Annotated in this window: 12 protein-coding genes; 5 read left to right on the top strand and 7 right to left on the bottom strand. The window is 66.4% G+C overall.

Going from position 1 to position 11934, the window contains the following annotated elements:
* Nucleotides 1-7: 7 nt before the first annotated feature.
* The 4 genes from pxpA to R2676_RS00565 all read right to left on the bottom strand — a co-directional run bounded on the left by pxpA (nucleotide 8) and on the right by R2676_RS00565 (nucleotide 3953).
* Nucleotides 8-751 (bottom strand): 5-oxoprolinase subunit PxpA, encoded by a 744-nt coding sequence (pxpA, locus tag R2676_RS00550; RefSeq protein WP_206275132.1) that lies wholly within the window; start codon nucleotides 749-751, stop codon nucleotides 8-10.
* Between the two features lie 19 nt (nucleotides 752-770).
* Complete coding sequence (locus R2676_RS00555) at nucleotides 771-1820, bottom strand: 5-oxoprolinase subunit C family protein (RefSeq protein ID WP_081785403.1); 1050 nt, start codon at nucleotides 1818-1820, stop codon at nucleotides 771-773.
* On the bottom strand, nucleotides 1817-2464 hold the full coding sequence (pxpB, locus tag R2676_RS00560; protein ID WP_206275131.1) for a 5-oxoprolinase subunit PxpB: 648 nt from the start codon (nucleotides 2462-2464) through the stop codon (nucleotides 1817-1819). The genes R2676_RS00555 and pxpB overlap by 4 nt, the downstream gene beginning before the upstream one ends.
* Nucleotides 2465-2738: 274 nt before the next feature.
* Nucleotides 2739-3953: a multidrug effflux MFS transporter gene (locus R2676_RS00565; protein ID WP_206275281.1), complete on the bottom strand. Its 1215-nt coding sequence runs from the start codon at nucleotides 3951-3953 to the stop codon at nucleotides 2739-2741.
* A 482-nt stretch (nucleotides 3954-4435) separates the two neighbouring features.
* Between R2676_RS00565 and R2676_RS00570 the strand changes: the two genes are divergently transcribed.
* From R2676_RS00570 to R2676_RS00590, 5 genes are all read left to right on the top strand, one after another.
* Complete coding sequence (locus R2676_RS00570; RefSeq protein WP_316856742.1) at nucleotides 4436-5950, top strand: ABC transporter ATP-binding protein; 1515 nt, start codon at nucleotides 4436-4438, stop codon at nucleotides 5948-5950.
* Nucleotides 5943-7052, top strand: a complete 1110-nt coding sequence (locus R2676_RS00575) for an ABC transporter permease (protein ID WP_206275130.1) — start codon at nucleotides 5943-5945, stop codon at nucleotides 7050-7052. Before R2676_RS00570 ends, R2676_RS00575 begins: the two co-directional genes overlap by 8 nt.
* 1 nt (nucleotide 7053) lies before the next feature.
* Nucleotides 7054-7974 carry an ABC transporter permease gene (locus R2676_RS00580; protein WP_102066471.1) on the top strand — a complete coding sequence of 307 codons (921 nt, stop codon included), beginning with the start codon at nucleotides 7054-7056 and terminating at the stop codon, nucleotides 7972-7974.
* A 79-nt stretch (nucleotides 7975-8053) separates the two neighbouring features.
* A complete protein-coding gene (locus R2676_RS00585) occupies nucleotides 8054-9211 on the top strand; it encodes a BMP family ABC transporter substrate-binding protein (RefSeq protein ID WP_027680954.1) in 1158 nt (385 codons plus the stop codon).
* 164 nt (nucleotides 9212-9375) lie between these two features.
* Complete coding sequence (locus tag R2676_RS00590) at nucleotides 9376-9672, top strand: YkvA family protein (RefSeq protein WP_009241129.1); 297 nt, start codon at nucleotides 9376-9378, stop codon at nucleotides 9670-9672.
* 9 nt (nucleotides 9673-9681) lie between these two features.
* On the opposite strand, the gene R2676_RS00595 is transcribed toward R2676_RS00590, so the two are convergent.
* From R2676_RS00595 to R2676_RS00605, 3 genes are read right to left on the bottom strand one after another with little or no spacing between them, the layout of a single operon-like run.
* Nucleotides 9682-10662 carry a quinone oxidoreductase family protein gene (locus R2676_RS00595; protein ID WP_206275129.1) on the bottom strand — a complete coding sequence of 327 codons (981 nt, stop codon included), beginning with the start codon at nucleotides 10660-10662 and terminating at the stop codon, nucleotides 9682-9684.
* The gene (locus tag R2676_RS00600) at nucleotides 10659-11099 is read right to left on the bottom strand and encodes a methylglyoxal synthase (protein ID WP_037027174.1); all 441 of its coding nucleotides are present in this window, start codon (nucleotides 11097-11099) and stop codon (nucleotides 10659-10661) included. The genes R2676_RS00595 and R2676_RS00600 overlap by 4 nt, the downstream gene beginning before the upstream one ends.
* A gap of 10 nt (nucleotides 11100-11109) precedes the next feature.
* Nucleotides 11110-11901, bottom strand: a complete 792-nt coding sequence (locus R2676_RS00605) for an SDR family oxidoreductase (RefSeq protein ID WP_027680951.1) — start codon at nucleotides 11899-11901, stop codon at nucleotides 11110-11112.
* Between the last annotated feature and the right edge of the window lie 33 nt (nucleotides 11902-11934).

Here is an 11934-nt window from a genome sequence, read left to right on the forward strand (position 1 = left end):
CCGTGGCTCAGGCGCCGGCGCGGACAGCGATGCCTTCGCTGCCAAGCCGTTCCCGAATGCGTCGCGCGAACGCCAGCGCATGCGCGCCGTCGCCGTGCAAACAAACCGTTTCCGCGCGGATCGGAACCCACGTGCCGTCGATGGCCTTCACGCGCTGCTCGCGCACCATCGTCAGCGTCTGGTCCAGCGCGGCATCTTCGCTGTCGATGAGGGCGCCCGGCGTACCGCGTTTGACGAGCGAGCCGTCCGGGTTGTAACCGCGATCGGCAAACACCTCTTCCTTGGCCTGCAGGCCAAGTTCACGTGCGGCCTTGACCAGCTCACCGCCCGCCAGGCCAAACACCACCAGCGACGGGTCGAAATCACGGATCGCGCGCACGATGGCCATGGCCAGCGGCCGGTCGCGCGAACCCTGGTTGTACAGCGCGCCGTGCGCCTTCACGTGCGCCAGCTTGCCGCCCTGCGCACGCACGATCGCCGAAAGGCCACCGATCTGGAACAGCACGCCCGCGTAGATTTCATCCGGCGGGAGGTGCATTTCAGTACGGCCAAAGTTTTCGCGATCGGGAAAGCTCGGATGCGCGCCGATCGACACGCCCTGGCGCAGCGCCCAGCCCACCGTCTGGCGCATCGTGTTGACGTCGCCGGCGTGCCAGCCGCACGCGATGTTGGCGGAACTCACCAGGGTGAGGAGCGCCTCGTCGGTATCGCAGCCTTCGCCGAGATCGGCGTTCAGATCAATTGCAGTCATGATGTTGTCTTCCGGTGCATCAGGCGTTCAGTCGCGTCTTGGCGGTGCGATGCGCGCTCGACAGAATGCCCTGGCGCTGCCAGTCCAGCGCGGTTTCGATTTGCTGCAGATACCGTGCCACGTCGGCGCGGGCGGCTTCGGCTTCTTCGAGCGTCACACGTTCGAAGCGCACGCGCGTGCCGAGCGGAATCTGCGCCAGGCGCCATTGGTCGGCCAGGATGACGGAGCCGATCTTCGGATAGCCGCCGGTGGTTTGCGCATCGGCCATCAGCACAATGGGCTGTCCGGACGGCGGCACCTGGATCACGCCCGGCACCACGCCGTGCGAGAGCAGATCGCCGCTGCGCTGCTTCTTGCGTTGGAGTTCCGGGCCCTGGAGGCGAAAGCCCATCCGGTTGCTGTTGGGCGTGAGCGTCCAGTCCGATTCCCAGAATGCGGCTTGCGCGTCGGCAACGAAATCGTCGTATTCAGGACCGGGCAGCACGCGCATGACGGGCGTGTCCTTCTGCGCGCGGTCGAACGTCCAGCGGGCTGCCTTCACGGCAACGGTGTCGCCGCTGATGTCGGGGGCGTACGTCGTATCGGCGGGCAGCACGGGCAGCCTGTCGCCGTCCTTGAGCGGGCGCCCCTCGAAGCCGCCGAAGCCGGCTTTCAGATCGGTGCTGCGCGAGCCCATCATCTCCGGCACATCGATGCCGCCGGCCACGCAGAGATACGCGCGCACGCCGCCCTGCGCCACCCGCAAGGTCAGCATCTGCCCGCGTTGCACAGGGATGGCGCGCCACGCATGCACCGGCGCGCCGTCGAGCGTGGCGCGGCAATCGGCGCCCGTCAGCGCGATCAGGCCATTGGCGTGGAAGCGCAGCGTGGCGTTGCCCAGCGTGAACTCGATGCCCGCGGCGTCACTGCGGTTGCCGACCAAGCGGTTGCCCACATACAGCGACAGCGGATCCAGCGCGCCCGACGTGCATACGCCAAAGCGGCGATAGCCGGTGCGGCCCAGGTCCTGCACAGACGCCAGCACGCCGGCCCGCACGATCTCGATCATGGGTTGGGGTTTCGAACTCATGCGCGCACCTTCGAGGCAACAAAGCGGATGCGGTCTCCGGGCGCCAGCAGCGTGGGGGGATTACGCTGCGGCATGAAGAGCGCCGCGTCTGTGCGGCCAAGCAGTTGCCAGCCACCGGGGGATGCGGCCGGATAGATGCCGGTCTGCTCGCCGCCGATGCCGACCGAACCGGCCGGCACGGCCATGCGCGGCTCGGCGCGACGCGGCGTGGCGAGCGACTTGTCGAGCCCGCCCATGTAGGCAAAGCCGGGCTGGAAGCCCAGGAAATAGACGATGTATTCCGGCGCAGTGTGACGGCGCACGACTTCGGCCGTGCTCAGGCCGGTGTGCTTGGCGACTTCGCGCAGGTCGGGGCCTTCGTCACCGCCATAGGCGACTTCGATGTCGACGAGTTTGCCGTCGGCCACCAGCGCCTGGCTTTCTTCCCAGGCTTCGCGCAGTTGGGTGGTCAATCGCTGCGCATCGGCCAGTGGGCCGAACACGAGCGTGAGGTTGTTCATGCCGGGCACCACGTCGACCACGCCCGCCCAGTTGGACGCGCGCGACGCCATGGTCCAGATGCGCTGCTGGCAATTCAGGGTGGCCGGTGGCGGCACTTCGCACAACAGCGCGAGTTCGCCCAGCCGGTGAATCGTGCACTGCAACTTAACCCCCGTCTCGTCTGCGCCGTTGGCGGGAAGATCCCGGCAAAACGACGCGCGTTTGAAAACGAAAGCGATACGTTAATAAATTGTCGATAAATTCTGTATAAGAAGTAACCCTTAGTCATTCAGGGCCAAGTCGCTGCTGAAGGCGTCCGGCTGCACTCATCATAGGTGCCGAACACGATCAGCGTGACGGGCATGTTATGCCAAAGTCATATGAAAGGATGAAGACGCCCCTAGAACAAGAGGCGTAGACCGAGACCGGAAGCGAGGGTCAGGCAGCGGGCGCTTCGCGCGTGATGCGCAGACCCAGAAGGAGCGCGACGACGGCGCACACAGCCATCATGCCCAGCAGCGGCAGCGCGGTCTGGCCGATGGCGGCGACCACCGTGCCGGTCACCATGCCGAGGCCAAACTGCATGGCGCCCATGAGCGCCGAGCCCGTACCCGCACGCGCGCCCTGCCCCGCCATTGCCAGCGCGCCGGTGTTGGGCGAGATGCAGCCGATCGACGCGACGTAGCAGAACAGCGCCGCCAGCACGAGCGGCAGCGGCGTAAAGCCAGCCGCGGCGGCGGCGGCGGCCAGCACGCTGGTGATGGCCGGCACCCACAGCGCCCGCCGCAGCACGCGCGCCGGCGAGTACTTGCGCACCAGCCGCACATTCACGCGCGAGGCGGCGATCATCCCCGCTGCGTTGCTGCCGAACACCCAGGCGTACTGCGACGGCGTCAGCCCATAACCGTCGATCAGCACGAACGACGACACGGTGATGTACGCAAACATGCCCGACAGAAACACCGCCCCGCACCCCATATAGGCGGCGTAGTGGTGATCGCGCAGGAGTTCCCAGTAATCGCGCAGCACGTGGCCGACTGCCAGCTTGCGCGCCTGCTCAGGCGCGAGCGACTCGCGCATCAGGTAGTGCACCGCCACCAGCGACAACACGCCAAACGCCGTCAGCAAGGCAAAGATGACCCGCCACGTTGTGAACTGCAGCACTGCGCCGCCAATCATCGGCGCCAAGATGGGCGCCACGCCCATGACCAGCATCAGCGTCGAATACGCTTGTGCGGCGCCGGCCGGGTCCATGCGATCGCGCACGGCTGCACGCGCGATGACCATGCCCGCGCAGCCGCCAAACCCCTGCACGCCGCGCAGCACGGCCAACATCGTGGCATCCGTGGCGAAAGCGCAGCCGATGGAGGCCGCGACGTACATCGCCAGGCCGATGTAGAGCGGCGGTTTGCGGCCGAAGCGATCGCTGGCCGGGCCGTAGATCAGCTGGCCGATCGCCAGGCTGATCAGGAAGACCGTCAGCGTGAGCCCCGCCGCAGCCGACGATGTATTCAGGTCGCGCGCGATGGTCGGCAGGCTGGGCAGGTACATGTCGACCGACAGCGGGCCGATGGCCGTGAGCGCGCCAAGCAGCAGGAGCCAGCCGGGAATCGGGCCGGGCATGCGGGATCGTGCGGGAGCGGGAGCAGTCATGAAGGCAGAGCGGGACGCGGCGGACGGGAGGCCCGCGCCGGAGCAAACCGAGAACTGTAGCGCAAAGCGTCGCGCCACGTGCGCGCACCGGGCAGGTGCAAGACGGCCTGCGCGCCCCACCCAAGGGCTGCGCGTGCCACCTGCATACGTCGGCATGACAAGCTGGAAGCGGCAAATGGCCCCAATGGGCCCGGCACGGGATTTGCACTCCGCCACCCCTCGTACGAGGCAGGCGCAAGCGGGCCGAAATCGCCGTTCGGCGCGGTGCCGAACGATATAATTCCCGGCTGATGCAAAGCATCACCCAGCCATGATGTTTGCTGCGATGCGTCGGCGCGAATCTGCGTCGGCGTCGCCTGTTGTGAAGTGTCGTCAACACCCAAAAAGAGACCGCCTCCGATGCGTATCCGCACGGTGAGCGGCACGGAAACCACGAGCCAACTGTTGTGACACCACTCCCACCACGCCTGTCGCTGACGGGCATGACCAAGCGCTACCCGAGCGTGGTCGCCAACGACGGCGTCAGCCTGACTGTCGCGCCGGGCGAAATCCATGCCGTGCTGGGCGAAAACGGCGCCGGCAAGTCGACGCTGATGAAGATCATCTTCGGCGCCGTGCACCCTGACGCCGGCGAGATGCAGCTCGACGGCCAGCGCGTCGAGATCGCCAATCCGCACCAGGCGCGCGCCCTGGGCATCGCCATGGTGTTCCAGCACTTCTCGCTGTTCGACACGCTCACGGTGGCGGAGAACATCCTGCTCGGCCTGCCCGCAGGCACCGATTTGCGCGACGTGGCTGACCAGGTGCGCAGCACGGGCGAGAAATACGGCCTGCCGCTGGAGCCGCATCGCCATGTGCATACGCTTTCCGTGGGCGAGCGCCAGCGCGTGGAAATCGTGCGCGCCCTGCTCACCAAGCCGCGTCTGCTGATCCTTGACGAGCCGACCTCGGTGCTGACGCCGCAGGCCGTCGAAAAGCTCTTCGTGACGCTGCGCCAGTTGGCGGCAGAAGGCACGAGCATCCTCTACATCAGCCACAAGCTCGACGAGATCCAGGCCCTGTGCCACACCGCCACGGTGATGCGCATGGGCAAGGTCACGGGCGTGTGCGACCCGCGCCAGGAAACGGCGGCGTCGCTGTCACGCATGATGATCGGCGGCGAGCCTCCGCGCGAATTGCGCCCCCAGACCACACCCGGCGAGGTGCGCATGGAGGTGGCCGGCCTGTCGCTGCCCAAGGCCCACGCCTTTGCGACGGAGCTGCGTGACATCGCCCTGCAGTTGCGCAGCGGCGAGATCGTCGGCATCGCTGGCGTATCGGGCAACGGGCAGCAGGAACTGCTGGCAGCGCTGTCGGGGGAAGACACCCGCGCCTCGGCACAGACCATCAGCATCGGCAACGATCCTGTCGCCAAGCTGGACCCGCGTGCGCGCCGCAAGCGCGGGCTGTCATTCGTGCCGGAAGAGCGCCTGGGGCGCGGCGCCGTGCCCTCGCTGTCGCTGGCCGCCAATACGCTGCTGACGCATCAGCGTGCACCCCAGGTGCGCGGCGGGCTCATCGACAAGAAGGCCGCCGCCAAGCTGGCTACCGCCATCATCGGCCGGTTTGGTGTGAAGGCTGGCGGCCCCGACGCGTTGGCCAAGAGCCTGTCGGGCGGCAACCTGCAGAAATTCATCGTCGGCCGCGAAATCGAATGCGCGCCGCGCGTGCTCATCGTCGCGCAGCCCACCTGGGGCGTCGACGTGGGCGCCGCTGCTCAGATCCACAACGAAATCCTCGCGCTCAAGGCGGGGGGCTGCGCCATCCTTATCGTGTCGGAAGAACTCGACGAACTCTTTGCGCTGTGCGATCGCCTGCACGTGATCGCCAACGGGCGCCTCTCGCCCTCCACGCCCACGCACGCCACCGACCGCGAACAGATCGGCCTGTGGATGAGCGGCATGTGGGACAAAGCGTCGGCGCCGGCCGCCGCCAGCTCGGAGGTGGCCCATGGCTGACGTCATGCATGGCAGCCGTCTGGCGCTGCCGGTTTCGCTGGAGTTGCGGGCGATCCCGTCGCGCACCATGGCCTATGCCTCGCCGCTCATCGCGCTGGTGCTGACGATGGTGTTCGGCTTGCTGCTGTTCGCGCTGCTGGGCAAGGATCCGGTGGCGGGCCTGCGCGTGTTCCTGGTCGAACCGCTGGTCAGCAAGCGGGCGATCGGTGAAGTGCTGCTCAAGACCGTGCCGCTGGTGCTGTGCGCGCTGGGCTTGTCGGTGTGCTATCGCGCCAACGTGTGGAACATCGGCGCGGAGGGGCAGCTCATCGTGGGCGGCATCTTTGCAGCGGCCACCATCATCTACTTCGATACGCCGACGCCCGCCATCCCCGGCGGCTTTGCGCTGGTGCTGGCCATCGTTGCCGGCCTCATTGGCGGCGCGCTGTGGGCGGCGATCACCGCGCTGCTGCGCGATCGCTTTCATGCCAACGAGATCCTCGTCTCGCTGATGCTCACGTACATCGCGCAGTTGCTGCTGCTGTACGTCGTCAACGGGCCGTTGAAAGATCCGAACGGCATGAACTTCCCGCAATCGATCGTGTTCGACAGCGCGTACGTTCTGCCGACGCTCGTGGCCGGCACGCGCCTGCACGTCGGCTTCCTGTTCATGCTCGTGATGACGGCGGCGATGACGTTGTTCGTCTTCCGCAGCTTTGCGGGCTATCGCCTGCAAGTCGGTGGCCTGGCGCCGCAAGCCGCGCGCTATGCAGGTTTCTCGTCGCGGGCGGCGCTGTGGACGGCGCTGCTGGTGTCGGGCGGCCTGGCAGGCGTTGCCGGCGCCTTCGAAGTCACCGGGCCGATCGGGCAACTGCTGCCATCCATTTCCCCCGGCTACGGCTTTGCCGCAATCGTGGTGGCGTTCGTCGGGCGCCTGAATCCGGTGGGCACCGTGCTGGGGGCGATCGTGATGTCGCTCTTCTATATCGGCGGCGAGCTTGCGCAATCGCGCCTGGGGCTGCCGTCGGCCATTACCGGAGTGTTCCAGGGGATGCTGCTGTTCTTCCTGCTCGCCTGCGACACGCTCATCGAATACCGCCTGCGCTGGCGCGCGCACCACTGATATGGAAAGTCTCGCTCCCCTGATCGCCGCGTCGATCAACGCCGGCACCCCGCTGCTGCTGGCCGCCCTGGGCCTCTTGATGAACGAACGCTCCGGCGTGCTCAACCTCGGCGCCGAAGGGATGATGCTGGTGGCCGCCGTGGTCGGTTTCATGGTCGGCTACCAGACGCAGATTCCCCTGCTGGGTTTTGCTGCCGGAGCGATTGCCGGCATGGTGATGGCGTCGCTGTTTGCATGGCTGGCGCTGGTGCTCGTCACCAACCAGGTCGCCACGGGCCTCGCCCTGTCGATTTTCGGCACCGGGCTGTCGGCCTTCATGGGCCAGCGCTTTGTCGGCATGTCGCTGCCGGCGCAGGCGCACGGCATCCCCGGGCTGGAGTCGATTCCGTTTGTCGGCCCTGCCCTCTTCGCGCACCACTGGATGGTCTATTTCAGCCTGCTGCTGTGCGGCGCGATTGCGTGGTTCCTGTTCAAGACGCGGGCTGGCCTCACGCTGCGCGCGATCGGTGAATCGCCGGAGTCGGCGCATGCGCTCGGCTATCCGGTGCGCACCGTCCGCTTTGGCGCGCTGTTGTTTGGCGGCGCATGCTGCGGGCTGGCCGGCGCGTACCTGTCGCTGGTCTACACGCCGATGTGGGTCGAGAACATGGTCGCCGGCCGCGGCTGGATTGCCCTCGCGCTGACCACGTTTGCCACCTGGCGCCCGCTGCGCATCCTGTTCGGTGCGCTGCTGTTCGGCGGCGTGACGATCCTGCAATTCCACCTGCAGGGGATGGGCGTGTCGGTGCCGTCGCAGATTCTGTCGATGGCGCCGTTTGCGGCCACCATCGTCGTGCTGGCCATCATCTCGCGCAACCCGGACTGGATTCGCCTGAACATGCCCGCATCCCTTGGCAAGCCGTTCCGCCCCGGGGCTGCCTAAACTGCATGCAGCCTCAGCTTCTGCATTCCGCTTTCATTTGCTTCAACACAGTCAACGAGCCACACAACAGGAGAAATCGATGAACGTCACTCGCAGGATCACGCTGGCCGCCCTGGCCGCCGGCGCTGCCCTGACCCTCTGGGGTTGCGGCAAGTCCAACGACAACGCCGGCGGCAATGCCGCGCCGGCCGCATCGTCGGCCCCCGCCGCTGCCGCACCGGCGCCGGCCAATGAGCCGCTGAAGGTTGCGTTCGTCTACGTCGGCCCGGTGGGCGACGCAGGCTGGACGTACGCCCACGACGCCGGCCGCAAGGAGGTCGAAGCCAAGTTCGGCGACAAGGTCAAGACCAGCTTCGTCGAAAGCGTCCCCGAAAGCGCTGCGGACGCCGAGCGCGTGTTCCGCGATCTCGCCACGCAGGGCAACAAGGTCATCTTCGGCACGAGCTTCGGCTTCATGGAATCGATGCTCAAGGTCGCCAAGGAATTCCCGGACGTGAAGTTCGAGCACGCCACCGGTTTCAAGACCGCCGACAACCTCGGCCAGTACGACGTGCGCACGTATGAAGGCGCGTACCTCGCGGGCGTGGTGGCCGGCAAGATGAGCAAGTCGGGCAAGCTGGGCGTGGTGGGTTCGGTGCCCATCCCCGAGGTGATCCGCAACATCGATTCGTTCACGCTGGGCGCGCGCAGCGTCAACCCGAAGGCCACCACCCGCGTGGTGTGGGTCAACAAGTGGTTTGACCCGGGCAAGGAGCGCGAAGCGGCCACCACGCTCATCGGCCAGGGCGTCGACGTGCTGATGCAGAACACCGACTCCGCCGCCGTCGTGCAAACGGCCCAGGAAAAAGGCGTCTACGCCATCGGCTGGGACAGCGACATGACCAAGTTCGGCGAGAAGGCCCACCTGGCCGCCTCGATGAACAAGTGGGGCGTGTACTACACCAAGGTCGTCGGCGACGTGCTCGAAAACAAGTGGAAGCCGGAAACCGTGTGGTGGGGCCTGAAGGAAGGCGCCATCGACCTGGGCGCCTACAACGCCGTGGTGCCGGAAGACGTGAAGACGCTGATCGAAACCCGCAAGAAGGGCATCATCGACGGCTCCGCACCGATCTGGAAGGGTCCGCTAAAGGACAACACCGGCAAGGAAGTCCTGCCTGCCGACAAGGTCGCCGACGACGGCTTCCTGCACGGCATCAAGTTCTACGTCGAGGGCGTGGAAGGCAAGATTCCGGGTTGAGTTCTACCCGTTGAGGCAAAAAGCCGGCACCTCGCAAGAGGGCCGGCTTTTTTCATGGACGATGCGGCTTCATCTTGAAAACCGGGCCATTTCCCCAAGCTGATACGATGGTTTGCTGGCCAAACGCCCTCATGTGACGCCGGCTTTTCATCAAGGAGCCCACGATGTTCGGACGACTTTTCCGCCTGTGGAGCGTGGTGCGCAACGACGTGCGCCTGCTGTGGTTTGCGCTGCGCCATCCCGACAAGCCGTGGTGGCTCGCGCCGGCTGCGCTGCTGCTGGTGGGGTATGTGGTATCGCCGGTCGACCTGATCCCGGATGTCATCCCGGTAATCGGCTGGGTGGACGACATCGTGCTGGTGCCGTTTGCGCTGCACATGCTGCTGCGCGGCCTGCCCGACCGCGTGCGCGAGGATGCGCGCTTTGCCGCCGCCCGGCGGGTGAAGCCCTCCGGGCGGTAACGTCTCAACTTACGGCAAGAGGATCGTCGACCCCGTCGTCTTGCGCGCTTCCAGATCGCGGTGCGCCTGCGCCGCGTTCTGCAGTTCGTAGCGCTGGTGAATCTCGATCTTCACCTTGCCGCTGCTCACCACATCAAACAACTCTGCCGCCATCGGCTCCAGCAGCTCGCGCCGTGCCGTGTAGGTCATCAGCGTCGGCCGCGTAATCTTGAGCGAGCCTTTTGCGCTCAGCACGCTGAGGTCAACCGGCGGCACCGGCCCCGACGCGTTGCCGTACGTGACCATCATCCCGCGCGGCGCGAGGCAATCCAGCGAGCCCGCGAACGTGTCTTTGCCAATGCCGTCGTAGACCACGGGCACGCCCTTGCCGCCCGTGATTTCGCGCACGCGTTCGGTGAAGTTCTCGCGCGTGTAGACGATGGTGTGATCGCACCCGTGCGCGCGGGCAAGTTCAGCCTTGGCATCGCTGCCGACGGTGCCGATCACCGTGGCGCCAAGCGCCTTCAGCCACTGGCACGCAATCAACCCCACACCGCCGGCGGCTGCGTGAAACAGCACCGTATCGCCGGGCTGCACGCGATAGCTGTCGCGAAGCAGGTACTGCGCGGTCATGCCCTGCAGCATCATCGCGGCGCCGGTTTCAAAGTCGATCGCATCCGGCAGCCGCACGAGAATGTCGGCAGGCATCGTGCGCACCGCAGCGTAGGCGCCGGTGGGGCGGCCGGCATAGGCCACGCGGTCGCCGGGCTTGACGTGCGTCACGCCCTCGCCCACCGCTTCCACCACCCCTGAGGCTTCCATGCCGATGCCGCCCGGCAGCGGCTGCGGATACAGCCCGGTGCGGAAATAGACGTCGATGTAGTTCAGGCCGATGGCGTGCTGCTTGATGGTGGCCTCGCCGGGGCCGGGTGCAGGCACGTCGACATCGACGTACTGCATCACTTCCGGACCGCCGGTCTCGAAGATGCGGACGGTTTTCGCTTGTGTCATGCGTGGATCTCCTTCGGATCGGGCGCCACCCGTTGCAGGGCCGACATCACCAGGTCGGCGGTTGCGAGGTTGGTGGCGCAGGGAATGTTGTGGACGTCGCAGGCACGGACCAGCGCGTTGATGTCGGGTTCGTGCGGCTGCGGCGTCATCGGGTCGCGCAGGAAGATGACGGCGTCGACACGGCCTTCGGCCAGTTGCGCGCCAATCTGCAGGTCGCCGCCCCACGGGCCGGACAGCATGCGCTGCACGGTCAGGCCGACTTCCTTCTCCAGGCGGCCGCCGGTGGTGCCGGTCGCCAGCAGGTCGCATTGCGACAGGAAGGCCTGGTGCGTTTGTGCGAAAGCGACCATGTCGTCTTTCTTGTGGTCGTGTGCGATCAGGGCGACGCGGCGTTTGCGAACTGCGCTTTCGGGCGTAATTGGCGTAAGGGTAGTCATGTCGATTGGCTTAAAAGGTGCCAGGGAAGCTGCCGCCATCCAGCAGGATGTTTTGCGCGTTCAGGTAGCCGGCGTGCTGGCTGCACAGGAAGGCACACACGGCGCCAAATTCGGCCGGCTGGCCAAAGCGTCGCGTCGGATTGCCCTGGCGCTTGCGGTCGAAATTCTCTTCTGCGCTGATGCCGGCAGCCTTGGCGCCCGCTTCCAGCGTCTTGGTCAGGCGATCGGTCTCGAACTGGCCCGGCAGCAGATTGTTGATGGTCACGCCGTGCTTGGCGACTTCACGCGCCAGGCCGGCCACGAAGCCGGTCAGGCCCGAGCGCGCGCCGTTGGACAAGCCCAGCACGTCGATCGGCGCCTTGACCGCACCGCTGGTGATATTGACGATGCGGCCCCAGCGGCGCTCGATCATCTTGTCGACGGTGGCTTTGATGAGGTCGATGGGCGTGAGCATGTTGGCGTTGAGCGCGGCATTCCAAGCGTCGCGGTCCCAATCGCGGAAGTTGCCCGGCGGCGGGCCGCCTGCGTTGTTGACGAGGATGTCGGGCGAGCCGCCCAGGCGCTCGCACGCGAGCAGCGCTTCGGCGCGGCCTTCCGGCGTGGTGATGTCGGTCGCCACGGCTTCCACGCGCACGCCATGCGCCGTGCGGATGCGCTCTGCGGCAGCCGACAACGCTTCGGCACCGCGCGCGACAATCACCACGTCCACGCCTTCGGCAGCCAGGGCGTCGGCGCACGCAAAGCCCAATCCCTTGCTTGCGCCGCACACCAGCGCACGCTTGCCTTTCAGGCCCAAGTCCATCTGTCTGACTCCTTGTGATTGTTATTTGGATTA

The organism is Ralstonia flatus (assembly GCF_958439105.1).
In the GTDB taxonomy this organism is placed as follows: domain Bacteria; phylum Pseudomonadota; class Gammaproteobacteria; order Burkholderiales; family Burkholderiaceae; genus Ralstonia; species Ralstonia flatus.